Genomic DNA, 25,755 nt, shown 5'->3' with positions numbered 1-25,755 from the left:
TGCGTTACAATGCTTGCGGTCAAATACCCTTAGATGCCGCGAAGTAACTCATTAATACCTACTTTGGAACGAGTTTTTGCGTCTACTTTCTTCACGATTACAGCGCAATATAGGCTGTACTTGCCGTCTGCAGAAGGTAGATTGCCTGAAACAACGACTGAACCTGCTGGGATGCGGCCGTAAGTCACTTCACCAGTTTCACGATCGTAAATGCGTGTCGATTGGCCAATGTAGACGCCCATCGAAATCACAGAACCCTCTTCAACGATAACGCCTTCAACAACTTCAGAGCGCGCACCAATAAAGCAATTGTCTTCAATAATGGTTGGGCCAGCTTGTAGCGGCTCCAAAACGCCACCGATACCAACGCCGCCAGACAAATGTACGTTCTTGCCAATTTGGGCACAAGAACCAACCGTTGCCCAGGTGTCTACCATCGTGCCTTCGTCAACGAATGCGCCGATGTTAACGTAAGAAGGCATTAGAACAACGTTTTTACCAATGTAAGAGCCTTTACGTGCTACTGCGTTAGGTACTACGCGGAAGCCGCCATTGCGAAAATCTTCTTCAGTGTAATCAGCAAACTTGCTTGGCACTTTGTCAAAAAACTTTGTGCAGCCACCATCTAGCACCGCATTGTCATTGATGCGGAACGAAAGCAAGACTGCTTTCTTGATCCATTGGTGAGTAAACCAATCACCATCGATTTTCTCTGCAACGCGCAATTGGCCTTGGTCTAGCGCTGTAATAACTTCATTGACTGCTGCACGCAGATCGGCAGAAACGTTGCTTGGAGTAATATCGGCACGGTTTTCAAATGCGGTTTCGATAATGGCTTGCAAATTGCTCATAATTAAATTTCCTTGGTGGGTGATTTCGATTTAAATTTATTTACTTAAGTGTGTGGCAATATTGAACGATGCGCTCAGCTGCCGCTACACACTCAGCAATCGGTGCAACTAAGGCGATACGAATAAATCCTAAACCTGGGTTGGTTCCGTGAGCTGACCGTGCTAAGTAAGATCCTGGTAGTACGGTAACATGCTGCTGCTCAAACAATCCAGTAGCGAACGCCTCATCATCAATTGGCGACTTGGCCCAGAGATAAAAAGCTGCGTCTGGCATTGATACATCCAATGCGGTTTGCAAAACCGAAGTCACGGCTGCAAATTTTTCAGAATATAATTTTCTATTTTCAATAACGTGTACTTCGTCATTCCATGCAGCCACACTTGCAGCCATCACCATAGGGCTCATCGCGCACCCATGGTAAGTACGGTATAGCAAAAACTTAGCAATGATTGCTGCATCGCCGGCTACGAAGCCAGATCGCATTCCTGGTACATTTGAACGCTTTGATAGGGATGAAAACATCACCAATCGCGTAAAATCGCGACCTAATTTGTGTGCGGCTTCTAAACCACCCAAGGGCTTGTCTTCACCAAAATAAATTTCTGAATAGCACTCGTCAGACGCAATCACAAAACCGTATTGATCAGAAAGTTTAAAAAGTCGCTCCCAATCACTCAGCGAAGCCACTGCGCCAGTCGGATTGCCTGGTGAGCAAACAAAAACCAGCTGAGTATTTGCCCAAATTTCTTCGGGTACGCTATCCCAATCTGGCTGGAAACGATTCTCAGATGTGCAATTGACAAACCATGGCTCGGCACCAGCCAAAAATGCGGCACCCTCGTAAATTTGATAAAACGGATTGGGCGAAAGAACGATAGGGCGCACCGCGGTTGGATCAATCACGGCCTGAGCAAAAGCAAAGAGAGCTTCCCGACTGCCGTTGACAGGCAGAATTTGCGTGGCGGCATTGAGTTCTGGGATTCCGTAGCGACGGGTCGCCCAGTTGCTAATACTTTGGCGCAACTCATCAGAGCCCAGTGTTGCCGGGTAGTTCGACAAACCCGCCATATTATTGCTCAAAGCATCTTTAACCAAGGTTGGCGCTGGATGTTTAGGCTCGCCAATCGATAGGTTGATATGTTTGAGTTGTGGATTGGGCGTAATCTCAGCAAAAAGTTGCCGCAGTTTTTGGAATGGGTAGGGCTGAAGTAGGTCTAGTCGCGGCGACATAGCGCGGCTCTTTGATGGTTTGGGAAGGCCACAATTATAGCCTCTTGCGGGCGCACTGCGCCACGCAAGAAGCAACAAAAAACATTTACTTTGTGAGGCTAGGAAAGTGGGTCAGAAGTTTTCTTAGCTTGGGCTCTACCACAGCTCGGCAATAGGGCTGCTGAGGGTGTTTGCTGTAGTAATCATGATGCTCAACTTCAGCTGGCCAAAATTGACTGGCTAGCAAAACCTCGGTCAAGATAGGGGCTGTAAATGAATTTTTCAGATCACGGAGTTTGCTTTTGCTGCTTTGAATTTGATCTTCGGTGCTTGCAAAGATTGCCGACCGATACTGAGTGCCAACATCGTTCCCTTGCCGATTGTGTGTCGTAGGGTCGTGAATGGCAAAAAATACATCCAGCAACTGTGCCTGTGTAATTAGCTGCGGATCAAACGTGACTTGCACCACTTCGGCGTGCCCAGTATCGCCTCGGCATATTTGCTCGTACGTTGGCGACTCAATACGCCCCCCCATATAGCCGGAATTGGCACTCTGAACGCCACGAACTTGCAAAAATACAGCTTCGAGGCACCAAAAACACCCGCCAGCAAGAGTTATCGTTTCAAGCATAAATCACCTCATTGCCTTGCTGTTCGTAAATTGCTTGGTTGCTCGGCGTTAAAATTGGTTCGAAATGGATTGATGTCCAGTCCACCGCGCCGAGTGTAGCGCGCATACACGGCAAGTTTGAGTGGTGCGCAGTCGCGCATAATGTCGACAAAAATACGCTCTACACACTGCTCATGGAATTCATTGTGATTTCGGAATGAAATCAAATAGCGCAATAAACTTTCTCGATTAATTGTACTCCCAGTGTATTGAATCTGGACACTGGCCCAGTCTGGTTGCCCCGTTACTAGGCAGTTTGATTTAAGGAGGTCTGATGTCAGTGTTTCGCTAATGGTTCGGTCGGTTGGGTCACAACGCAAAATACCGACGTGGGGAGCGTATTGGTCGACTTCAATATCAAGGTTGTCGATATTGTAACCAGTAAGCTCTCCAAATTTGAGCTGATTAAAAAGCGCAGGCTCGGTTAGTTTTACCTGTATAGGGGCACCAACCCCTTCTGAAATGTCTTTTAGCAAAATACGACTTAGCTGCTCAAAGTTTTCTACTTTTGTTTGGTTAAAGCTATTTAGGTAGAGCTTAAAAGACTTCGATTCAATAATATTTGGGCTATCAGCAGGGATTTGAAAGGTCGCAATTGCAACCTGAGGCTTGCCTTTGCTATTTAACCAAGAAAGCTCGTAGCCATTCCAAACATCTACCCCAAAGAAAGGCAGGGCAGTTTCAATGCCGATCTCCTTGCGCTTTTGCTCGCGAGGAATAGGGAAAAGCAGGCTTGGGGTGTAGTCCGTAATGTAGTCGCTGGTTTTGCCAAGCGGTGACAATAAAACATCGCTCATAAATATTTCCAAAGATTATCGATACTTGCGAATCAAGCCTACCATAACCCCAAATATTTCCAAGCTTGATTCGGGGCGAATGATTGAAAAGTCAGCGTTGTGCGGGATTAAGTAATAGCCTTGCTTGTCTTTGCCCAGCTCTTTGAGCGTGTATTCGTTGTCAATGATCGCCACCACAACGTCCCCAGCAAGGGCGGCGTGACGCTTTTCAACCACGGCAATGTCGCCATCAAAAATGCCTGCGTCCATCATCGAGTCGCCTTTAATCTTCACCAAAATAGATGAGGAAGGTCTCGGCATGAGGTATTCATCGAGCGAAATGGCTTCACTCATTGCGTCGTTTGCTGCTGCTGGCAAGCCTGCTGGCAAATTAAAGTCAGCCAATTCTCGCTCAAAAAAACGCTTAGTCGGTGCCAGTCGTTTATCGGGGGTTACTTCAATAAAACCTGCAAGCGTCAATCTTTTCACCAATGCCGAAACTGCGGATTTTGATGCCATGCCTAGTAACTCACCAATCGCAGAGTAGGAGGGGATGTTGCGGTAATCGGCGTAGTAATCCTGTAATTTGCCGAGGTATTCATTATCACGATTGGGGTTGGCCATAGCGCACCTCTTTAATGGTATATGCTATATAGCGTATTGAACGTTCGTTCTTTCGTCAAGTGTCGTTTTAGTTTAGCCACGTCTCGCGAGTGTCGATTACAATCTCGCCAATTATTAAATTATGGATTAAGTCTATTGTGCGTATTTTGTTAGCTCCTATGGAAGGTCTACTCGATTGTGTTTTGCGTGACGTTATCACCCAGGCTGGCGGCATCGATCTTTGCGTTACCGAGTTCATACGGGTGAGCGGCAGCCTGTTACCTTACCGAACGTTTGAGCGCATCGCACCAGAACTAAATCACCAGAGTCACACGCCAAGCGGCGTACCTGTACGTGTTCAGCTCTTGGGGTCTGATCCAAACTGCCTTGCTGAAAATGCAGCCCGGCTGGCTGAATTCAATCCGTACGGTATTGATTTGAACTTTGGTTGCCCAGCCAAAACAGTCAACCGCCACCGTGGCGGTGCCGTACTACTTAAAGAACCAGAGACGATTTATCAAATCGTAAAAGCAGTTCGCGATGCGGTACCGGGGTATATTCCTGTAACTGCCAAAATGCGTCTGGGTTATGAAGATACATCTCAGGCTGTTGAGTGCGCACAAGCCATTGAACAAGCTGGCGCGGCGGAAGTTGTTGTTCATGCACGCACCAAGGTGGATGGCTATAAGCCGCCAGCTTACTGGGAGTGGATAGCACTCATCAAGGAACAGGTTGGGATCTCTGTGGTGGCAAACGGCGAGATCTGGACTGCCGAAGAATTTAAACGCTGTCAGCTAATCTCAAACTGCGACGACATCATGCTCGGGCGCGGTATCGTGGCCAATCCGGGCTTGGCGCTTGAGGCGAAAACCGGGCGGGCGCTAACTTGGGTTGAGTTGCAGCCCTTATTTGCCACCTTTTGGCAGCAAGTACTCATTCATTGCTATCCAAAATATCAAGCAGGGCGTTTAAAGCAATGGCTTAACTATTTGCGCAAACACTACCCAGAGGCGGAGATTTTGTTTCAGCAAATCAAAACATTGAGTCAGTCCGAGCAAATCGAGACCTTTTGTGCTGATTTGCTGGGTTTAAGTCAATCAGGCAAGGTTTGAATGAGCTGCTCTAAAGTCTCGATTTGTGTTTTCCCATTTGCTTCGCAGTAGCGTTTTAATTTTTGATGCAGGCTGGCATCAATTTCAACCGAGAGTGCTTTGGGCAGGCGTTGATTATGATCTCGCGTTGCGCGACCCACCTGAAGCGAGCGCGACCTGCGTTTCCTTTCTGCTGCGCTCATTGCTCGACCAAGAATAGCGGGACGTCCGCGCTTTTTGGGGGTTGGCATTTCAGGTAGTTCGAGGGTGTGTTGATCGCTAGGGTGCTTCATTGTGTGACAAGTCGCAAATGCTGGCGCTTTATTATCACGTAGACACGGAATTTCAGCAAGCCCATCCCAGCCACAACAACACAACTACTGACCCACATCAGCGCTTGGCACGAATAATTACGAATTTGTCATTCTGTGTAGCGACAAGCACGTTACGAAACCAGCGTTTCAAATCTGCCTGGTAGTTTAAGTGGCGATTAGCCACAATCCATAGCTCGCTGGCCGGGCCCATGCAAGCCTTTGCTTGGCTAAACATGCTCATTGCAATGTCGGTAGTAACCGTGTTTTGCTGATGAAAGGGCGGGTTTATTAAAATTAAATCAAAGATTTGCTCGCAACCAAATAGCCCATCGTTGTGCGCGAGTTGATAGGTTGCATTGGGGAAATTAAAAGCAAAGCTTGAACGTGCTGATTCGACTGCAGCCAAGGACTCGTCCGTTAATGTGAGCGCAGCATTGGGGTGTAATTGGTGGTACGCAAGTGAAAGCAAACCATTGCCACAGCCCACATCGGCGACCGTTTTGGCGCATGGCAGTAGTTTGAAGTTTTCAATAAAAAATCGTGAGCCAATGTCTATTTTTTGCTCGGCAAAAACACCTGCAGCATTGTGCAATGTCAGATTGAGCTCTGGTACAGGTAGGCAACTTGTTTGTATTTGATGCTTGGCGGGCTCAAGCATGCCCTTGTACATGCGTGCCTTGCGCTCGGTTGGCAAGTACTGTAAGTCAGAGCATAGTTGCTTTAGCAAGTCTAAATGACCTGAACTAACGTGTTTTTGCATGCCTGAAAAATAAACTTCAAGCGGCTTGTCGAGTTGATTGCATACGTGCTTTAGTTGAGCCTCGAGTAGCGAAATTGATTTGGGGAGTTTTATCAGTCCGAGATCAATTTTTTGGCCTTCATATGCCTGAGGTTTGTGGTTGGAGTTGATCTCAATGGCTTTTAGTGAGCACCAAGAATCATTTACATGGAGTGGGTTCGAGGCGCTTGCGTGAACAGCGCAATTAATACCGCCAAATGCATCATTTAAAATCAGGATATTGGCTTGGTCCGAAATGAACTTGGCCAAATATTCGTCAGCTGCATCCCAGGCTTGCAAATCCTTAGCGTGCTTAGCAGGGTATCGACTCAAGTTGGCTGTCGAAAAATTAAATTGCGTCATTGTTTTGCTTGTCGATGTGGCGATATAGATTTCAGATTTTAACAGCCTTTGCTGGAGGCTAGGCGCGGACAGTGAGCTGCGGCGTTAAAAGCTTCTGCCTTAAGGTATCGTTCTGATGCAGCAAGTCAAGAATCACTTTACATAATGTACATTATGCGAAGATGTGTGACTGCCATTGCAAAAACATGACCTATATCAAACCCGCGCACGGAGACAAACATTAATCTAGCGCCATGCAGTAAACCACAGGGCCTCAAGCTGTGTTCTTGTAAAGACCTTGGTGGTTTGCTAAAAAGATTCGAAAAATGTGTTAATACTGTACAGATTTGTCTTAATTCTGATGGCATAATCAATTGCAATACTAACAGCTAGTGAAATCTCTGGAGAAAACAATGACAGTAACTAACGTACAAGAACTTGATGCTTTAGTCGCACGAGTAAAAAAAGCGCAGCAGCTGTTCGCAACATATTCACAAGAGCAAGTTGACGAGATTTTCCGTGTAGCTGCCTTGGCCGCCGCTGATGCACGCTTGCCGTTGTCAAAAATGGCTGTAGCTGAAACTGGTATGGGCATTGTTGAAGACAAAGTAATCAAGAATCACTTTGCGTCTGAGTATATCTACAATGCTTACAAAGATGAAAAAACATGCGGCATTTTATCGACTGATGATGCGTTTGGCACGATGACCATCGCAGAGCCAATCGGCATTATTTGCGGTATCGTACCAACGACCAATCCAACTTCAACGGCAATTTTCAAAGCCTTGATTTCACTTAAAACACGCAATGGTATTGTGTTTAGCCCGCACCCACGCGCCAAAAACTCAACCTGCGCCGCAGCTCGCCTTGTGCTTGAAGCTGCCGTGTCAGCGGGCGCGCCGCGCGACATTATCGGCTGGATTGACGAGCCAACTGTTGAGCTATCAAACCACCTAATGAAACACCCAGACCTAAATCTGATCTTGGCAACTGGTGGCCCAGGCATGGTTAAGGCTGCGTATAGCTCTGGCAAGCCTGCAATTGGTGTTGGCGCTGGTAACACCCCAGTTGTTATCGATGAAACTGCCGACATCAAACGCGCTGTGGCCTCTATCTTGATGTCAAAAACATTCGACAATGGCGTTGTCTGTGCATCTGAGCAATCTGTGATCGTTGTTGACAGTATCTACGAACAAGTTAAAGAACGATTTAACGCCAACGGCGGTTACATCCTCAACAAGAAAGAAACAGAAGCGGTTCGCAAAGTCATCTTGGTGAATGGCGGCCTGAACGCTGCAATCGTTGGTCAATCAGCACTCAAAATCGCTGAAATGGCCGGCATCAAAGTACCGGTTTACACCAAAGTATTGATCGGTGAAGTAACTTCAGTAGGCGAAGAAGAAGAGTTTGCGCACGAGAAACTCTCCCCTACTCTAGCCATGTACCGCGCCAAAGACTTCTTTGATGCAGTTACTAAGGCAGAAGCTTTAGTCGCACTGGGCGGGATTGGCCACACTTCATCGCTTTATACAGATCAAGACTTGCAAGGTGAGCGCATCGCTTACTTTGGCGACAAAATGAAAACCGCACGCATTTTGATTAATACACCTTCATCACAAGGCGGCATCGGTGACTTGTACAACTTTAAATTAGCGCCTTCGCTCACTTTGGGTTGTGGTTCATGGGGCGGCAATTCGATTTCGGAAAACGTAGGCCCGAAACATTTGCTTAACAAGAAAACCGTTGCGAAGCGAGCAGAAAATATGTTGTGGCACAAACTTCCAAAAAGCATTTACTTCCGTCGTGGTAGCTTGTCGATTGCGCTCAAAGAAATGGCCGGAAAACACCGCGCTGCAATCGTAACTGACAGATTCTTGTTTAATAACGGCATGTGCGATGAAACTATCCGCGTGCTGAAACAACAAGGCCTGGAAGTGGAAGTGTTCCACGAAGTGGAAGCCGACCCAACGCTTGCAGTTGTTCGCAAAGGTGTTGCGATGCTCAATAGCTTTAAACCTGATGTGATCGTTGCCCTGGGTGGCGGTTCGCCAATGGATGCGGCAAAAATCATGTGGGTGATGTACGAGCATCCAGAGGTTCATTTCGAAGATCTAGCATTGCGCTTTATGGATATCCGTAAACGTATCTATACCTTCCCGAAAATGGGCATCAAAGCCGAGTTGATTGCAATCCCAACAACTTCAGGCACTGGCTCAGAAGTAACGCCATTTGCGGTGGTAACTGACGAAGTTACGGGCATGAAATACCCAATCGCCGATTACGAATTGACGCCAAACATGGCCATTATCGATTCGAACTTGGTAATGAATATGCCAAAATCGTTGACTGCGTTTGGTGGTATTGATGCGGTAACACATGCACTTGAAGCTTATGTTTCAGTCTTGGCGAATGAATTTTCTGATCCGCACGCATTACAAGCTCTGAAATTGCTCAAGCAATACCTGCCATCGTCTTACACCAATGGCGCGAACGATCCAAAAGCGCGTGAACAAGTTCACAATGCCGCAACGATCGCTGGTATGTCGTTTGCAAATGCCTTCTTGGGTGTTTGCCACTCAATGGCTCACAAAATCGGTGCCGAATTCCACTTGGCACACGGCTTAGCTAATGCTTTGTTGATCAGTAACGTAATTCGTTACAACGCGGTTGATATTCCAACCAAACAAACAGCGTTTAGCCAATACGATCGTCCGCAAGCAAAATGCCGCTACGCAGACATCGCTGAGCACCTTGGTTTGGCTGGCAAGAATGACGACCAGAAAGTGGAAAACCTGATTGCTTGGGTTGATGAACTAAAACAAGTTCTAAACATCCCAATGTCGATCAAAGATGCTGGCGTGAATGAAGCTGACTTCTTGGCAAAACTCGATCGCATCGCCGAAGAAGCGTTTGATGACCAATGTACTGGCGCAAACCCACGCTTCCCGTTGATTAGCGAATTGAAACAAGTCTTGCTCGATAGCTATTATGGCCGTCCTTACCATGAAACTTATGGTGTGGTAGCGGAAGCCAAACCAGCAAAATAAGTAAATCGTTTAGTTTGAATCCAAAGCCCGCTCAATGCGGGCTTTTTTGCTTTTTAACGATGTGGAGGAGCGTGGTAAACTGCGCGCCACACTCACTTTTATGTGCGCTTCTATGTATGAACTACTAATTGGTCTGCGCTACACCCGAGCTAAAAAGCGAAATGGCTTTATTTCGTTTATTTCCTTGGTTTCAATTGCCGGCATTGGGCTCGGCGTTGCTGCGCTGATTATTGTGCTATCTGTGATGAACGGCTTTCAAGAGGAAGTCAGAAATCGCATTTTAGGCATGACTTCGCACATTACCGTGACCAGCCCTGATAATGCACTTTACGACTGGCAGGCAGCGATTGATACAAGCGCAAAAAAACCACACGTCCGTGGTGCTGCACCCTACGTGATGGGGCAAGGCTTATTTACCAATGGTAGCCAAGTCAAAGGCGTTCTAGTGCGCGGGATTGATCCTGCTTTAGAGCCAAAGGTGAGTGAACTGGCTGAAAAAATGATTGACGGGCAACTCGGCGGCTTACGTGCCGGTGAATTTTCAGTCATCCTGGGCTGGGCACTCGCGCAAGAACTCGGCGTAATGACGGGCGATAAAGTTACTTTGATTACGCCACAAGGGCAAGTCACCCCTGCGGGATTAATTCCTCGGATGCGGCAATTTACCATTGCTGGTATTTTCAAAGCAGATTACTTTCCTTACGATGCCAATCTGGCGCTGATTCATATCTCAGACGCACAAAAGTTATATCGCACAGGGGATGCTGTAACAGGCGTACGCCTCAAGATTGATGACCTATTCAAAGCCAGAGAAGTAGCGCGCGAAATTAACCGCACCCTACCCGACTTGATGGTCGCTGACTGGAGTCAAGAAAACCCAACGTACTTCCGTGCGGTAGAAATCGAAAAACGCATGATGTTTATTATTCTGACGCTGATCGTAGCCGTCGCCGCGTTTAATCTGGTTTCAACCTTGGTGATGATTGTGACCGACAAGCAAGCAGACATCGCCATTTTGCGAACTTTAGGTGCGTCACCCGCCTCAATTATGAAAATATTTTTGGTCAACGGTGCGATCTCTGGTTTTGTCGGTACCGCCACCGGCGTGATTGGGGGGCTTTTAGTTGCGTCGAATATTGGCACGATCGTGCCATTTATCGAGCGCATCATTGGTGCACAAATTTTGTCGGCCGATGTGTACTTAATTACCGAGCTGCCATCCAAAATCATCCCTAACGATGTGATTAGTATCGGCATAATTTCGCTACTACTGTCACTGCTGGCGACCTTATATCCAAGTTGGCGCGCTTCAAAAGTTAACCCCGCAGAGGCTTTGCGCTATGAGTGATATTATTTTGTCGGCTCAGCAACTGGGCAAAACTTATGTTTCAGGCAAGCTCTCAACACCAGTTTTAAGCGCGGTTGATTTTGAACTTAGCAAAGGTGAAATCGTCGCGATTGTTGGCGCGTCGGGCTCGGGTAAATCCACCCTACTTCACTGCCTTGGCGCGCTGGATACGCCAAGCTCGGGTGCGGTAAGCCTACTGGGTAAAGATCCATTTACGCTCAGTGAAAATTCACGCGGCGAATTGCGCAATCTGCATCTGGGTTTTGTGTATCAGTTTCATCATTTACTGCCCGAATTTACCGCAGCAGAAAATGTGGCGATGCCGCTGCTGATCCGCCGCATGAATAAAGCAGAAGCCATCAAAACCGCTGAAGCCATGCTGGAAAAAGTCGGCTTAGGGGCGCGCAGTCATCACAAGCCGAGCGAATTATCAGGCGGCGAGCGCCAACGCGCAGCGATTGCACGCGCTTTAGTCACTCGTCCTGCTTGTGTATTAGCGGACGAACCAACTGGCAACCTCGACCGCAGTAACGCTGCCGTCGTGTTTGATTTAATGCTGGAATTGGCGCGCGACACAGGCACAGGCTTTGTGATTGTCACGCACGACACCGATTTAGCGGCGCGATGCGATCGTGCGCTCAGATTAGACTTAGGGGTATTGAGCTAGGGCCAATTCTAGACAATGCTTAGATTAATATACGTACTGGGCTAAGCCCGAGATTGGAATATACAATGACTACACTCAACTCAACATTTGATTTATTAGCCGACCTAGAGCAGCGCGGCTTGATTGCGCAACAAACCGACGCTGCTGCACTCAGCAAATTGATGAGTGAACAAGCGATTACGCTGTATTGCGGCTTTGATCCAACGGCAGATAGTCTGCATATCGGTAGTTTGGTGCCGATTTTGGTCTTGAAACGCTTTCAACAAGCAGGCCACAAGCCCATCGCTTTGGTTGGCGGTGCTACCGGCATGATTGGCGATCCTTCATTTAAAGCTGCTGAGCGCAAGCTCAATACGCTGGATGTGATTGAAGGATGGGTCGGCAAAATTCGCGCTCAAGTTTCTCCGTTTTTGAGCTTTGAAGGCGACAACGCCGCCGTGATGGCCAATAACCATGACTGGTACGCCAAGATGGACATCTTGGCTTTCTTGCGCGATATCGGTAAGCATTTCTCTGTTAACAATATGATTAACAAAGAATCAGTCAAGCAGCGGATTAACCGTGATGGTGACGGTATTTCGTTTACCGAATTCACCTACAGCCTGCTGCAAGGCTACGACTTTGTCGTGCTCAACGAGCAATACGGCTGCCAATTGCAAATCGGCGGCTCAGATCAGTGGGGCAATATCACTGCGGGAACGGACTTAACTCGCCGTATGCGCCAGCAATCGGTGCACGGCCTGACCATGCCTTTGGTGACTAAGTCGGACGGCACCAAATTCGGTAAAACAGAAAGCGGCACGATTTGGCTCGATCGCAAAAAAACCTCGCCATACAAGTTCTACCAATTCTGGCTCTCGACGGCCGATGCCGACGTGTATAAATTCCTGCGCTACTTCACTTTCTTGAGTGTGGATGAAATCGCTGCGATTGAAGCAACTGACTTAGCTTCGGGCAAAAAACCAGAAGCCCAACGTATTTTGGCTGAGCAAGTGACTGAACTCGTGCACGGCAAAGATGCCGTCATCGCTGCTGAGCGCATCAGCCAATCTTTATTTGCTGAAGACCAAAACGCACTGACCGAGCAAGACTTTGAGCAGCTAGCACTCGATGGCTTGCCAACGTTTGAATTAGCGCGCGACGCGAATGGCCTGATCGACGTCTTAGCCGCCACTGAACTCGCCACTTCAAAAAGCCAAGCCCGTGGTTTTATCGAAAGCGGCGCAACGATTGTAAATGGCGCGAAAGTCACTGACTTGACGGCGACAATTACTGAGGCTGATTACAAATTCGGCCGCTACACGCTATTACGCCGCGGCAAGAAAAACCATGCTTTGGTGGTTTGGAAGTAACTGCATGAGTATTGCCATGTAGGCAATGATTTATAAAGTCTACATGGTAATACATGCTAATTTAAATTGGGCGGCAGCTATCGGCCAACAGCAGTCAGTCAACCTTGCTAACATTCATTTAATTAGGTCGTAGTTTAGATGCATATTCGAACCCTAGAAAAATCTGATTTGCCTGCTTTGCTAAAATTATATGAGCACCTTCACTTCGAAATAAATCCACTGCCACCGCAACAACTAATTGAAGATATTTGGACTGAAATTCTTGGCAATCACCGAATCAAGTACTTCGGTTACTTTGAGCGAAATCAGCTCATTTCAAGTTGCACTATTTCTATTACGCCAAATCTCACACGTGGTTTCCGTCCATATGGTCTGATTGAAAATGTTGTCACCCATCAAGACCATCGAAAACGCGGATATGGGAAACAAATATTGAACGCAGCTTTAAACTATGCATGGTCAGTCAATTGCTACAAAGTGATGCTGCTTACAGGAAGAAAAGATGAGGCAACGCTTAATTTCTATGAGTCGGCAGGTTTTGACCCAAATGGGAAACAGGCATTTATTGCAAAACCAGCTACTTAACCGTGTTTATAAATTAGATTATGAATGACTGCTTGGGGTCGGGTGCAGTCACTCTTGCGGGTGGTGTCTTTGTTTCGGTCGGATTTCTATAGGCGAGATCCCAGTTGAGGCTATCTAAAATCAAGCTCATAAGCTTGAATCGCATTATCTAGCTCAGCTTTCGTTCTTGTGATTGTCGAGCAAAACACTGCCATTCGGCCAACGAAACAATCTGGCTTGGCAAATTCTGCAATCACTTCATATTCAGGTCGACCCATATAGTCATCGACCACCAAAGTCCAGTTTGATTGCGCCTGTAAAGCTCGAATTGCTTTGAGCGTGCAGGCCACTCGAAATCGACCATCGACCAAGATTAAGTCGGGGTAGCCATCCTGCTGTAAAGACTCAGTCGGAAAATCGGAATAGTGCCGAAAGCTGGCTTGACGCCGTTGACTGAGCGCCCCCCAAACCACAGGTTGGCTCCATTCGCGTGTCAAGCCGATATTGCGCGGCAAATAGCTTTGCGAGGTTGGATTGAGATAGCCATCAGCGGTGATTTTTTGCGTCACTGCGCGCAGAAAAAAGCGGTCTGAATCAATGCACACAAATGGCTTGTTGAGTTTGGCGGCTAAATATGTCGAGCCGCCCGAGCCAAATTCCAGATACCGTTTTGAGGTCTGCAATTTTTGCTCAAACCACTGACTAGTTGCCTCGCTATCAAAATGCGGCGCGCTCGGTACTGCAAAACCTTTAATGCGCTGGACGTACAAGAATTGGATTAATTCCAACATATTTGCGCCTATTCTGGCCGTTCGTTACAAGGGGGACGCAACGCTTCGTATTTCATATTTTGCGAATCTTTAATACAAAAATCGCCCTGCCATATCGCCCAAATTGGTTTCTTCTAAAATCTGTGCGATTTTTTCTTTGGCTTGTTTACGTGGTGCATCTTTGCTTTGGCTGGCGATGATAAGCTCGTTTTTCATTGAATGCTCCCAGCCGACTAGCTCAGTCACCGTCACTTGGTAGCCATTGGCTTGCAATTGCAGGCAGCGCAGCACATTGGTCAGTTGGCTGCCAAATTCTCGGGTGTGAATTGGATGGCGCCACATTTCGGCGAGCGGCGTTTTGCTCAATGATTTGGATTTGTGTTTACGCAGCACGCTGGCGACTTCGGCTTGGCAGCACGGCACCAAAACCATATGACGGGCGTTTTTCTCGAGGCCAAATTTAATCGCATCGTCGGTGGCTGTGTCGCACGCATGTAGTGCGGTGACAATGTCGATTTGCGCAGGCATTTCTTTCGCAGCGGCGGCTTGCTCGACCAGCATATCCAAGAACGTCATTCGCTCAAAACCACATAAAGTCGCCAGTTCGCGCGATTTTTGGACTAGTTCAGAGCGAAATTCGGTGCCGTAGATGTGCCCAGCTTTTTTATCTTTAAAAAACAAGTCGTAAATAATAAAGCCCAAATACGATTTGCCCGCGCCGTGATCCACTAAAGTGACGTGTTCGTGATCGGCTAGTGTAGATTCCAGTAGTGGCTCAATAAAGTTAAATAAATGATAGACCTGCTTGAGCTTGCGGCGACTGTCTTGATTGAGTTTGCCATCGCGAGTCAGGATATGGAGCGCTTTGAGTAGCTCGACCGACTGACCGGCACGGATTTCAGGGATGGCATTCATGATTAATTCCTAGATTGTGAGGTATTAGCCTGGAGAGTTTGATTGGTAATGCCTCTGGCTCAATACATTGCAGTAATAGAAGATCGTGTCTTTTGTGAATAATTACACCGCTTCTTTGCTGATGTAGTTTGGTGCTAAAGTCTCACCCGATTTGCTGATGCGGCAAATTGCCTGGCCAGCCACTTCGTCAAAAGCGAATTGCGCTAGCGGATACACCCGAAGGTAGGAACTTTTCCATCTTCGCTCCCTCCTAGCTTTGCCACTTCGTTTTACGGATGTATGATTTATGAGCAAGATTTTACCGCAAACCCATGTGGACGGGCGTAAAAACACGGCTACGCCGAACCCACCTTCGTGGCAGCAGAAGCATTGGGCTTGGTTGGCTGCCGCACTGGCATTGCCCATTACGGCCACGATGACTGCTTATGGTGTCGTGGAATATGGCCCACGCGAAACAGTGGTGATAAGTCAAGTCACCCAAGCTTTAGCAATCCCCGAGCTCACTACCGCCCAAAGCAACACCCCTTTCTGGCGCGAAGAAATCATTCAAACTGGTGATGGTCTCGGCAAATTATTCAGCAAGTTGTCGATCAATGATTTGCAGGCGTGGGATTTTGTCCGTACCGATGCGAGCGCTCGTGCGCTTTATGAGCTGTCTGCTGGGCGCACCATTCAAGCACAAACCACGGCCGACGGACGTTTGCTACAACTGAGCTACATCAGCCGTGCGGGCGACTTAATTCAAGTCCTACGTGAGGGTGAACAATTACGTACCCAGATTGCCCCTGCCATCGCCGAGAAAAAAACTGAATACAAGACAGGGGTTATTAACTCATCGTTTTATGCGGCAACCGATGCGGTGGCTTTGCCAGATGCGATTGCGCAGCAACTGATCGATGTATTTGATGGCAAAGTAGATTTTCACCACAAGCTCAAAAAAGGCGATCAATTTTCGGTGATTTACGAAACTGAGCGCAGTGGTGGCGAGATCATTCGCACGGGTAAAATTTTAGCAGCCCAATTTATCAACGACGGCCAAACCCATGAAGTAATTTGGTTTGAGGGCGCTGGCGCTGCTGGTGCTTATTACGATGACACGGGTAATAGTACTGCACAAAGTTTTCTATCGTCGCCAGTTAAATTCTCACGAATTAGCTCGGGTTTTTCGATGCGTTTTCATCCCGTCTTGTTCACTTGGAGGTCCCACAAAGGGATTGATTACGCCGCACCAACAGGTACGCCAGTGCTCAATACCGCCGATGGCGTGGTGATGCGGGTTGGACAAGATGCTAGTTACGGCAAGTTTGTTGAGGTCAAGCATGGTGATCAATACAGCACTAAGTATGCTCACTTATCGGCGCACGCCAAAGACCTGAAAGCCGGGCAAACCATTCAACAAGGTGAGACCCTGGGGGCGGTTGGTCAAACAGGCCGCGTAACCGGGCCGCATTTGCATTATGAATTTAAAGTAAACGGCAAGCAGGTTGATCCTTTGGCTATAAAGCTACCGAATAGCAAACCACTCAATGCGACACAAATGGCTGCTTTCAAGCCGTTTGCATCGAGCATAAAACAACAACTAGCCCTGCTCAACAGGGTAGAATTGGTGCAAATCGATTAGTTTTGAGTATTAATTATGTCGGAATTGTTTGTTGGGCTGATGACGGGAACAAGCTTGGATGGCATCGATGCCGTCATTGTTGATTTGGCGGCTGAAGCGCCAAAATTGATTGCTAGTCTTGGAGCCCCCTTGTCGCCCGAATTACGCCAGCAATTATTTCAACTCCAAGCACCAAGTGAGGATGAGCTGCATTTGGCGCAGATTGCTGCTAATTCGCATAGTCGTGCTTGTGCCGAAGTGGTTTTGGCGCTACTCAAGCAAGCAGGCTTGCAAACTACCGACATTGTGGCGATTGGCAATCATGGTCAGACGATACGTCATCGCCCAGAGTTAAGGTATACGCTGCAAATTGGCAATCACGCAATGCTGGCTGAATATACTGGCATTACGGTGGTGGGCGACTTTCGTTCGCGAGATGTAGCTGCTGGTGGGCAAGGCGCGCCATTGGTTCCTGCATTTCATCAAGCTCTGTTTGCCAAGCCCAATTCGAATCGTGTTGTCGTGAATATCGGCGGCATTGCCAATTTGAGTCATCTTGCTGCCAATGGTGATGTGATCGGCTTTGATAGTGGCCCAGGCAATGTATTGCTTGACGCGTGGATGCTGCAACACAACGCGCGCCACTATGACGCCAACGGTGATTGGGCGGCGACAGGTACAGTTTTGCCTGATTTGCTGACACAAATGCAAGCTGAACCTTTTTTTACCCTCCCCGCCCCAAAAAGCACCGGTAGAGATTTATTCCATCTAGCTTGGTTGAGTCAACATCTTACAGGTCGCACTGATGCGCCGGCCGATGTACAAGCCACGCTGTGTGAGTTAACGGCGTGGAGTATCGCAACGGCCATCAAGCAGCAAGGCACACCGGATGAGGTGTATGTCTGTGGTGGTGGCGTGCATAACGCGCATCTGATGCACAGATTAGCGGCCTATTTGCCACGCCAAGTTCAAAGTACGCAAGCTTTGGGCGTGGACCCCGATTGGGTTGAGGCATTTGCATTTGCTTGGTTGGCACAGCGTTGCATCTTGGGTTTAACGGCGAATCTGCCAGCGGTGACGGGCGCGCGCGGTAAACGTGTATTGGGCGCGATTTGGCCCGCGTGAAGGTAAGAAAGTGACCATAGAAATCGATAAAATGCTGCATCCTCAATTACATGCGTCGATTCAGCGTTATTGCCGCGAAGAGTTGGACATCGATATTGGCGAGCTGCAAGCTGGCTTTTTGCTCGACTACATTGTGCGTGAGATTGGTCCGCATATTTACAATCAAGCGATCAGTGATGCACAAGCGCAGCTCATCAAGCAGGTTGAAGCTTTGCCTGAAAATTGCTTTGAATTAACCGGCGTGTATTGGTCGAAAAAGAAGCGCTAAGCACATTCAGGGTATTGCTATGCAGGCATTATTTATAAATAGCTACCTGGCAATACCCAACAAAACCCTCGGTCAATCCATTAGCTGCTGATGTAAAAATGTAAGTGCACGCGCCAAATCTGCCGCCATCTCGCTAGCTCCCACATTGCCGCGATGTCCACCTTTGTCTCCCTCAAAAAACAATACCTCGTGCCCCATTTCTGCGAGCTTGGCCGCCATTTTTCGTGCGTGCGCAGGATGGACACGGTCGTCTTGGCGGTTGGTCGTCAACAAAACCTTTGGGTAGCGCTGCACTGAGGCAGGTTGAATGTGATGATAAGGTGAGTATGCTGCGAGCACAGCCCGATCTTCGGTCTTATTCGGATCGCCGTATTCATCGACCCAGCTCGCGCCAGCGTGTAACTCGGTATAACGCAACATATCCAGCAAGGGCACTTCGCACACGACCGCATTAAAAATTTCGGGTCGCTGCACCAAACATGCACCGACCAATAAGCCGCCGTGGCTGCCACCTTGAATACCGAGTCGGCGCGGTGAGGTGATATTGCGGGCGATTAAATCTTCAGCCACGGCAATAAAGTCATCAAAACTACGTTGTCGATGTGCGCCCTGCGCTGCTTGATGCCAGTTAGGGCCAAATTCACCACCACCTCGAATATTGGCTACAACAAATACGCCACCTTTGGCCAGCCAATGTGGCCCCAGGTTATCAACATAATACGGCAGCATGGAAACCTGAAAACCACCGTAGCCATAAAGCAAAGTCGGCGCGTCGCCACGCAAGATCAATGCTTTGTCGTGGACAACAAAGTAAGGAATGGCCGTTCCGTCTTTGGATGCTGTGAAATATTGCTGGTATTCGTAGTGGTGACTATCAAAAGCAGCTACTTGCTGTCGCAATAGTTCGGGTGCATTAGCGGCTAGTAAATCATAACGATACAATCCTGCTGGCTGTAAAAAATCACTGTAGTTGTAATACAGTGTTTCAGTCGCCCATGGTTGATCGACAAATTCAATCGCCCCACGACTTGGTAGTGAATTAGGTATGGCTTGCCAAGCATTGGCTTGATGTTCGCAGTCTTCTAATGCCGCTTCTTTCCAAATAAAGGTATGGATTTGGCTTTTGACTTGGTCTAATACATGAACCGCCAAACCACTGAGAGTTGCGTCGACGCCCTGAATGGTCTGTGTGTGGCTTGGCGCCACTAAGCACTGAATATGCCCAAGTTGTCCAGTTTGGGCATCGCATTCAATCGCGAGCAAACAGCCCGATAAATACAATCGATCCTGCCAGCGCCAATCCATGCCCAATTTCACGATTAAATCACCATGGGTATAGGCATACAGATCGCAACGCAGTGGTAACTTGATTTGCTGCAGTGCTAAATCAGCATCGATGCAGTAATAGACTTTTTTATAAAAACTGAGTGCAACTTCAATGATGTCAAGGTGGGCGTGTTCACCATCCAGAAAGCGCCACGCCAAAGTCTTGAGTATGGTTTCTGGCAGCACCGCGATTGAAGTCGCCTCATCCCATGCTTGTCCGCGCTCTAACAGCCAAACTTCGCATGAATAGCCGGCTTGACTCAACTGACTTTCATCCCAAGCGGGGCAAACGTAAACACTATTAATATCACGCCAGTGGATTTGATTCTTACCGAGCGGAAATTGGAAGCTATCGTTCAAAAATTGCTGAGTCTCAACATCATACTCACGGCAAACGCTAGCGTCGGAGCCGGCAATATTCAGGCTAATCAAGCAACGCTGCGGCGACAAAATGCAATGCGAAATCCCTGCCAGATACCAATCAACCTCTTCTTGCTGCACTAGCGCATCTAAATCAAACACCACCGACCATATCGTATTGGGCGAGCAATACGATTCATATGTCGTGCGTCGATATACACCACGGGGTTGAGCTTCACTTTGATAGAAATGATACAGCCACGCGCCATGTTGAGAAAAATAAGGGATTTGCTGGTTGGCTTGCGCAAACAGAGCAATTGATTGGCGCATTGAGTCAAAGCGAGGGTCGTCTTCTAGTTCGGTGCGGCTGCTTTGATTTTGTTCGGCAACCCACTCTGCTGCGTGAGTATGATTTTCTAAATACAGGAAAGGGTCGAGTTGATTATTTTGCATCTGATTGCGGGCTGTGTTTTTTATAGTTGAGAATATACGCGGATTGTGGCGATTCAAACAAAAAAGCCACGAGAAAACTCGTGGCTTTTTTGGCTTTCAGTAGAAAGTTTTACTTCGTTTTGAAGCGATACAAAACAGTTTTACCCGCCTCAACCGACCCACTTGCAACACCTTCCAGTGCCGTAAATTGATCCGCGTTACTCAGGATAACTGGACTAATGATCGATGCTGCGTTAGCCGCCAAGTAATCCAAATCCAATTCTAGGACAGGTTCGCCTGCTTTAACGCGACTACCTTGCTGCGCCAAGCGAGTAAAACCTTGACCACCGAGTTTTACTGTTTCAATACCGATATGCACGATCAATTCAGCGCCAGAGTCAGTCACTAGTGCAAATGCGTGATTGGTGTTGAAAATCTTCACCAACTCGCCATCGCACGGTGCAACTACAAACTTACCAGTCGGGCGAATCGCAACACCTTCACCGACTGCTTTACTTGCAAACGCTGCATCAGGTACATCTTCAATTGCCACTACTTCACCCGTTACCGGAGCGAGCAGGACAGTTTCATTGCTTGATACGACGGGTGCTACGCTCACCGCCGGAGCGGCGGCAGGCGTAACTTCCGTTACTTTTTTGGTGCAGCACCCAATTGAGCGCGCAACGAATCGGCGATCAACTCAGCTTTTGGTCCAACGATAATTTGAACGCTTTGTTTGTTCAATTTAATCACGCCACTAGCACCAAGGCGTTTTGCAGCCGCTTCATCAACCAAATCAGCATCGTTCACTGACAAACGCAAACGAGTGATACACGCATCAACGTTAGTTACATTGCTCGCGCCACCCACTACAGTTACGTAGGCCAAAGCAAGTTCAGCAGTGCTGCCAGAGGCGGCTGCAGGAATTGCAGTTTCAGCTGATTCAATAACGTCATCTTCACGGCCTGGTGTTTTCAAGTTCAGGGCAGTAATGACTGCGCGGAAAATGAAGTAGTAAGCAGCAAAGAAAGCCAAGCCTTGAACAATCAACATATACCATTGGGTTGCCAACGGATTGCGTGAAGACAAGATCATATCGATCATACCGCCGCTGAATGCAAAGCCTGAGATCCATTGCATTGAAGCTGCGATATAAACAGAAAGGCCGGTCAATAGTGCATGGATAACAAACAACAATGGCGCTACGAACATGAACGCAAATTCAAGCGGTTCAGTCACGCCAGTTACAAAAGAAGTAACCGCAGCCGCACCCATGATTGAAGCAACAGCAGCTTTGTTTGCTGGTTTTGCAGTGTGATAGATCGCCAAGGCAGCACCTGGCAAACCAAACATCATTACAGGGAAGAAGCCGGCTTGGTACATACCTGTTGTGCCAAGAACTGCTTTACCTTCAGCAAGTGATTTAGCGCCACCCAAGAAGTTAGGGATGTCGTTGATGCCAGCTACGTCAAACCAGAACACTGAATTGAGTGCATGATGCAAGCCGATTGGAATCAATAAGCGGTTAAAGAAGGCGTAAACACCGGCACCAAAAGCACCTAGATCTTTAATAGCAAGACCAAAGTTAACCAGCGCGTCGTAGATTACAGGCCAAACAGCCATCAAAATGAACGACACGACAATCATTACCACCGAAGTGATGATCGGTACGCAGCGGCGGCCGCTAAAGAATGCCAGCGCTTTGTGTAGCTCGATTTGGCTGAAGCGATTGTAAATCTCGCCAGCAATTACACCAGTCAAGATACCAACGAAGGCATTTTCGATTTTACCAAACGCTTTTGGCACATCTTCCAGCTTGATGCCTTCGATCTGCGCAACAGCACCCGGTGAGAGTAATGTTGTTACAACTAAATAACCGACTAAGCCGGCCAATGCGGCTGCACCGTCTTTGTCTTTTGACATGCCGTATGCAACACCAACAGCAAACAAGATTGGCATCTTGTCTATAATTGCAGCGCCAGCTTTAATTAAAAACGCAGCCATTTGGCTGTTTGCACCCCAACCAGCTGGGTCCAACCAATAGCCAACACCCAACATAATCGCTGCAGCAGGTAAAACTGCCACAGGCACCATGAGCGAACGCCCAATTTTTTGTAGATAACCTAAGATATTCACGACGCATCCCCTTTTTTTACATGTTCACCAAAATGGTGATCTACATTGACTTCATGTAGTGTTTTTCGCTCATAGAAGAAACAGCTGAACTAATTCATGATTACGGCGTATCCAAACGATAGCCTGTTACGATTATTCGCTGACAATTTGCTATTAGCAAGATTTCCATCTGGCCGCGCTGCCTTACAGAGCATTTAACAACAAACAGTCATTGCCTACGCATCAATTACCGCCGAACCACGAACAATTTTGATCCCTGTCGATTTTGTTTTCTGTACGAATGAGACCTCAGCCATTCTCTGCTACAAGTTTTGCCATATTGTTGAGTTTGCTCAATAAGCTCAATGGATTCGACAGCTTCTTAAACATTTGCAACAAATAATTACACTCGGGGGCTCATTTGGGTGCAAAACATGCCTTGCGCATGGGAAAGCGGCATTTTTCACGTAAACATTGTGCGAAGTCGGTTTCGTCTGTGAATGGCTTCAGTTAGAATGATTTCTTTTTTGTTCACTGGTAAAGTTTGCTCATGCTCACAGGTAGCCTAGTTGCGTTAGTCACTCCGATGGATGCGGATGGTCAAATCAATTATTCAGCTCTTCGAAAGCTGGTTGATTGGCATATTGAACAAGGCACTGACGGACTTGTTGCCGTTGGAACAACGGGTGAGTCGCCAACCGTTGCGGTCGATGAGCATATCGAAGTTGTTCGTGTGGTCGTTGAGCAAGCAGCGGGCCGCGTGCCGGTGATTGCTGGAACTGGCGCTAATTCAACACGCGAAGCGATTTACTTGTCTGAGCGAGCTTTGGCTGTTGGCGCAAACTATGGCCTTAGCGTTGTTCCTTATTACAATAAGCCATCACAACAAGGGCTTTATCTACATTTCAAAGCCATCGCAGAGAACAGTAAACTCCCTACCCTACTCTATAACGTTCCGGGCCGTACCGTTTGTGACCTCAGCAATGACACTGCGCTCAAATTAGCTGAGTTGCCAAACATAGTTGGGATTAAAGACGCGACGGGCAATATGGAGCGTGCTGCTGATATGATGCTACGTGCACCAAAAGATTTTGCTTTTTACAGTGGCGATGACGCTTCAACACTACCATTCATTTTACTTGGCGGCCACGGCACGATTTCAGTGACTGCCAATGTGGCACCGAAGGCAATGCATGAGATGTGCCAAGCCGCACTCAACGGTGATATTTCGGCGGCAAAGTTAATTAATGACCGCTTGCAGGGCTTGCATAAGCACTTATTCATTGAAGCAAATCCAATTCCGGTAAAGTGGGCTCTCGAAGAAATGGGTAAAATCCCTGAAGGTATTCGATTGCCTCTAACTCGCCTAGCCGATGGCGTACAAAGTACCGTTCGCCAAGCCATGCTTCAAGCTGGCGTTTTATAATTTTTGTCGCTTTTCATCTACGGATACAAACATGCAGCAAAAGAAATTAGCTTTATCTCTCTCTAGTTTGTTCGTGGCAGCTAGCTTAGTGGGCTGCTCTTCGGATCAGATGCTATTGCAAAGCAAGGTAGACTATCGCGGCGGGAGTGACAACGTTTCAAGAAATCCTCTTGAGGTGCCACCAGATCTTTCCTCTGTTGCGGCCAATTCAAATTACTCTATCCCCAAAAGTGCAGTCTTAGCTAATGAGGCTCAGCCGCAAAAAAACACAGGCTCAGTCCTGCCAGAATATGCAAATGCAAAACTAGTCCAAGCTGATGGAACTCGCTGGCTTGTAGTTAAGGGTGATCCGGTTAAAACGTGGCCTGAAATACGTGAGTTTTGGCTTGGTCAGGGCTTTATTTTGACGCAAGATAATGAAGTGACTGGCGTAATGGAGACCGACTGGCTGGAAAATAGGGCTGCTTTGCCGACAGATTTTGTGACTAATTTACTACGCAAGGTTGCAGATAGTGTTATTTCAACAGGTGAGCTAGATAAATTTCGTACTCGAATTGAGCGTGGCAGTGAACCAGGGACTTTCGAAATTTATGTGACGCATCGTGGAATGCGCGAAGTATTTGCTGATGGCTCGCAAGAGTCAACAGGTGGATCTACGGTGGGAGTGCAAAAAACAATCTGGACCCCTCGCCCGTCCGACCCCGAGCTTGAGGTTGAAATGTTAAAGCTTATGCTTCAACAGTTTGGTATGAGCAAAGAACAAGCAGCTGCAACAGTGCAATCGGCTGTGGTACAGGCAAATCGCGCTACTTTAGCGGCATCAGGCAATAAACTTGAAGTAAAAGATTCGTTTGATCGAGCTTGGCGTCGCGTTGGCTTGGCATTTGATCGTATAGGTTACACGGTTGAAGATAGAAATCGCGCAGAAGGCACCTTCATTGTGCAGAGGGCGGCAGCCAATATTGAAAAAGAAAAATCTACCGAGTACTTTGGTAGCTTAGCTTTCTGGCGTAGCAAAGATGGGTCAACACAAACCACAATGCAACAATATCAAATTAAACTGAAACAGGAACTAGATCGAACCGTAATTTCAGTTCAACCTTTGGCGGGTGGCGATGACGCAACCAGCAAAAAAATATTGCAAGACTTATTGCTGCAACTGAAGTAATGGTATCGGGGCCCTGGGAGCTTAGGGCCACATTCATGAGGTATAAAAAAAATCGACCCGAGGTCGATTTTTTTTATACCGATAAATGCCTATTACTTCGTTGTTGCGCGTGCCACAGTTTTGGCTCCCGTTTCAACTGCTGCAACTGTTGCTTCGGCAATATTGCCAGCAATACGTTGACCAGTTTTGTTGATCGCATCGTAAGCATTGTTGGCGCTTTCAACTGCATTTTTCAAAACATTAACAGCAGCACTTGATGCTGGAGCTTGAGCAACAGCTTTATCCAGTGAAGTCACTAGGTTTTTGTTGAATTCCAAAACTTGTTCTTCAACTAATTTATTCAATTCAGCTTGAGTAGAGCTAGCTGCTTCGTACACTGTACGTGCTACAGCAATTGTTTTTTCAACGTTAGGTTGAGTCAAGCCTTTTTGCAATTCAACCAAGTCTTGGATATTTTTAACACCGGAAAGTGCTTTTGCAGTTTCTGCATTTTCAGTCATCAAATCACGAGCAATGCCCATTTGCAATTGAAAAAGACGCTCAACACCGGCTAAGGCGATGTTAGTTAAACGCAAAGATTTTTCTAAGTTGACTTGGCCAAGTTCAGCTAATTGTTGTTGAGTGTTAAACATTGATA

At 47.4% G+C, this 25,755-nt stretch carries 24 protein-coding genes; 11 read left to right on the top strand and 13 right to left on the bottom strand.

The genetic code is table 11. The annotated features are described in order from the left end of the window. Positions 1-29: 29 nt before the first annotated feature. The 5 genes from dapD to K4H28_RS06530 form a co-directional block, all read right to left on the bottom strand. Positions 30-851 carry a 2,3,4,5-tetrahydropyridine-2,6-dicarboxylate N-succinyltransferase gene (gene dapD / locus K4H28_RS06550; protein ID WP_221007572.1) on the bottom strand — a complete coding sequence of 274 codons (822 nt, stop codon included), beginning with the start codon at positions 849-851 and terminating at the stop codon, positions 30-32. Positions 852-891: 40 nt separating this feature from the next. Next, positions 892-2,082, bottom strand: coding sequence for a succinyldiaminopimelate transaminase (gene dapC / locus K4H28_RS06545; RefSeq protein WP_221007571.1), 1,191 nt, complete (start codon positions 2,080-2,082; stop codon positions 892-894). Positions 2,083-2,167: 85 nt separating this feature from the next. Continuing rightward, positions 2,168-2,692 (bottom strand): peptide-methionine (S)-S-oxide reductase MsrA, encoded by a 525-nt coding sequence (gene msrA / locus K4H28_RS06540; protein ID WP_221007570.1) that lies wholly within the window; start codon positions 2,690-2,692, stop codon positions 2,168-2,170. Between the two features lie 8 nt (positions 2,693-2,700). Beyond that, complete coding sequence (gene queF / locus K4H28_RS06535; protein WP_221007569.1) at positions 2,701-3,528, bottom strand: NADPH-dependent 7-cyano-7-deazaguanine reductase QueF; 828 nt, start codon at positions 3,526-3,528, stop codon at positions 2,701-2,703. 15 nt (positions 3,529-3,543) lie between these two features. Next, positions 3,544-4,131 (bottom strand): LexA family protein, encoded by a 588-nt coding sequence (locus tag K4H28_RS06530; RefSeq protein WP_221007568.1) that lies wholly within the window; start codon positions 4,129-4,131, stop codon positions 3,544-3,546. A gap of 137 nt (positions 4,132-4,268) precedes the next feature. On the opposite strand from K4H28_RS06530, the gene K4H28_RS06525 reads away from it, so the two are divergent. Next, on the top strand, positions 4,269-5,222 hold the full coding sequence (locus K4H28_RS06525; protein WP_221007567.1) for a tRNA dihydrouridine synthase: 954 nt from the start codon (positions 4,269-4,271) through the stop codon (positions 5,220-5,222). On the opposite strand, the gene K4H28_RS06520 is transcribed toward K4H28_RS06525, so the two are convergent. Continuing rightward, the gene (locus K4H28_RS06520; protein ID WP_221007566.1) at positions 5,204-5,494 is read right to left on the bottom strand and encodes a RepB family protein; all 291 of its coding nucleotides are present in this window, start codon (positions 5,492-5,494) and stop codon (positions 5,204-5,206) included. The two genes, K4H28_RS06525 and K4H28_RS06520, sit on opposite strands and share 19 nt — an antisense overlap. Before the next feature lie 97 nt (positions 5,495-5,591). Continuing rightward, complete coding sequence (locus K4H28_RS06515) at positions 5,592-6,656, bottom strand: methyltransferase (RefSeq protein WP_221007565.1); 1,065 nt, start codon at positions 6,654-6,656, stop codon at positions 5,592-5,594. A gap of 392 nt (positions 6,657-7,048) precedes the next feature. On the opposite strand from K4H28_RS06515, the gene adhE reads away from it, so the two are divergent. The 5 genes from adhE (at position 7,049) to K4H28_RS06490 (ending at position 13,634) form a co-directional block, all read left to right on the top strand. Next, entirely contained in the window at positions 7,049-9,682 is a 2,634-nt protein-coding gene (adhE, locus tag K4H28_RS06510; protein ID WP_221007564.1) for a bifunctional acetaldehyde-CoA/alcohol dehydrogenase, read from the top strand. Positions 9,683-9,794: 112 nt separating this feature from the next. Next, the gene (locus K4H28_RS06505; protein ID WP_221007563.1) at positions 9,795-11,030 is read left to right on the top strand and encodes a lipoprotein-releasing ABC transporter permease subunit; all 1,236 of its coding nucleotides are present in this window, start codon (positions 9,795-9,797) and stop codon (positions 11,028-11,030) included. Continuing rightward, positions 11,023-11,697 carry a lipoprotein-releasing ABC transporter ATP-binding protein LolD gene (gene lolD, locus K4H28_RS06500; protein ID WP_221007562.1) on the top strand — a complete coding sequence of 225 codons (675 nt, stop codon included), beginning with the start codon at positions 11,023-11,025 and terminating at the stop codon, positions 11,695-11,697. The genes K4H28_RS06505 and lolD overlap by 8 nt, the downstream gene beginning before the upstream one ends. A 65-nt stretch (positions 11,698-11,762) precedes the next feature. Further along, positions 11,763-13,049: a tyrosine--tRNA ligase gene (gene tyrS, locus K4H28_RS06495; RefSeq protein ID WP_221007561.1), complete on the top strand. Its 1,287-nt coding sequence runs from the start codon at positions 11,763-11,765 to the stop codon at positions 13,047-13,049. Positions 13,050-13,187: 138 nt separating this feature from the next. Further along, on the top strand, positions 13,188-13,634 hold the full coding sequence (locus tag K4H28_RS06490; protein WP_221007560.1) for a GNAT family N-acetyltransferase: 447 nt from the start codon (positions 13,188-13,190) through the stop codon (positions 13,632-13,634). A gap of 110 nt (positions 13,635-13,744) precedes the next feature. Here the strand turns inward: K4H28_RS06490 and K4H28_RS06485 are convergent, their stop codons facing one another. Then, the gene (locus K4H28_RS06485) at positions 13,745-14,404 is read right to left on the bottom strand and encodes a hypothetical protein (RefSeq protein ID WP_221007559.1); all 660 of its coding nucleotides are present in this window, start codon (positions 14,402-14,404) and stop codon (positions 13,745-13,747) included. A gap of 69 nt (positions 14,405-14,473) precedes the next feature. Then, positions 14,474-15,298: a class I SAM-dependent methyltransferase gene (locus K4H28_RS06480; RefSeq protein WP_221007558.1), complete on the bottom strand. Its 825-nt coding sequence runs from the start codon at positions 15,296-15,298 to the stop codon at positions 14,474-14,476. Positions 15,299-15,584: 286 nt separating this feature from the next. Here K4H28_RS06480 and K4H28_RS06475 point away from each other — a divergent pair, with 286 nt between their 5' ends. From K4H28_RS06475 to K4H28_RS06465, 3 genes are read left to right on the top strand one after another with little or no spacing between them, the layout of a single operon-like run. After that, positions 15,585-16,919, top strand: a complete 1,335-nt coding sequence (locus K4H28_RS06475; RefSeq protein ID WP_221007557.1) for a M23 family metallopeptidase — start codon at positions 15,585-15,587, stop codon at positions 16,917-16,919. A 15-nt stretch (positions 16,920-16,934) separates the two neighbouring features. After that, positions 16,935-18,023, top strand: coding sequence for an anhydro-N-acetylmuramic acid kinase (locus tag K4H28_RS06470; RefSeq protein ID WP_221007556.1), 1,089 nt, complete (start codon positions 16,935-16,937; stop codon positions 18,021-18,023). A 10-nt stretch (positions 18,024-18,033) separates the two neighbouring features. Further along, positions 18,034-18,291, top strand: coding sequence for a DUF2164 domain-containing protein (locus K4H28_RS06465; RefSeq protein ID WP_221007555.1), 258 nt, complete (start codon positions 18,034-18,036; stop codon positions 18,289-18,291). A 72-nt stretch (positions 18,292-18,363) separates the two neighbouring features. On the opposite strand, the gene K4H28_RS06460 is transcribed toward K4H28_RS06465, so the two are convergent. The 3 genes from K4H28_RS06460 to nagE all read right to left on the bottom strand — a co-directional run bounded on the left by K4H28_RS06460 (position 18,364) and on the right by nagE (position 22,545). Next, positions 18,364-20,430, bottom strand: a complete 2,067-nt coding sequence (locus tag K4H28_RS06460) for a prolyl oligopeptidase family serine peptidase (RefSeq protein WP_221007554.1) — start codon at positions 20,428-20,430, stop codon at positions 18,364-18,366. A gap of 109 nt (positions 20,431-20,539) precedes the next feature. Further along, a complete protein-coding gene (locus K4H28_RS06455) occupies positions 20,540-21,028 on the bottom strand; it encodes a PTS sugar transporter subunit IIA (protein ID WP_221007553.1) in 489 nt (162 codons plus the stop codon). A 29-nt stretch (positions 21,029-21,057) separates the two neighbouring features. Then, a complete protein-coding gene (nagE, locus tag K4H28_RS06450; protein WP_221007552.1) occupies positions 21,058-22,545 on the bottom strand; it encodes an N-acetylglucosamine-specific PTS transporter subunit IIBC in 1,488 nt (495 codons plus the stop codon). Between the two features lie 529 nt (positions 22,546-23,074). On the opposite strand from nagE, the gene dapA reads away from it, so the two are divergent. Both dapA and bamC read left to right on the top strand, forming a co-directional pair. Then, entirely contained in the window at positions 23,075-23,950 is an 876-nt protein-coding gene (gene dapA / locus K4H28_RS06445; protein WP_221007551.1) for a 4-hydroxy-tetrahydrodipicolinate synthase, read from the top strand. A gap of 31 nt (positions 23,951-23,981) precedes the next feature. Then, positions 23,982-25,118 (top strand): NlpB/DapX family lipoprotein, encoded by a 1,137-nt coding sequence (bamC, locus tag K4H28_RS06440; protein ID WP_221007550.1) that lies wholly within the window; start codon positions 23,982-23,984, stop codon positions 25,116-25,118. A 92-nt stretch (positions 25,119-25,210) separates the two neighbouring features. Here bamC and K4H28_RS06435 read toward each other — a convergent pair whose 3' ends face one another. Beyond that, positions 25,211-25,750, bottom strand: a complete 540-nt coding sequence (locus K4H28_RS06435) for a phasin family protein (RefSeq protein WP_221007549.1) — start codon at positions 25,748-25,750, stop codon at positions 25,211-25,213. Between the last annotated feature and the right edge of the window lie 5 nt (positions 25,751-25,755).

Source organism: Deefgea tanakiae, from assembly GCF_019665765.1.
GTDB lineage: Bacteria > Pseudomonadota > Gammaproteobacteria > Burkholderiales > Chitinibacteraceae > Deefgea > Deefgea tanakiae.
This window is presented reverse-complemented; position numbering and strand designations above follow the sequence as displayed.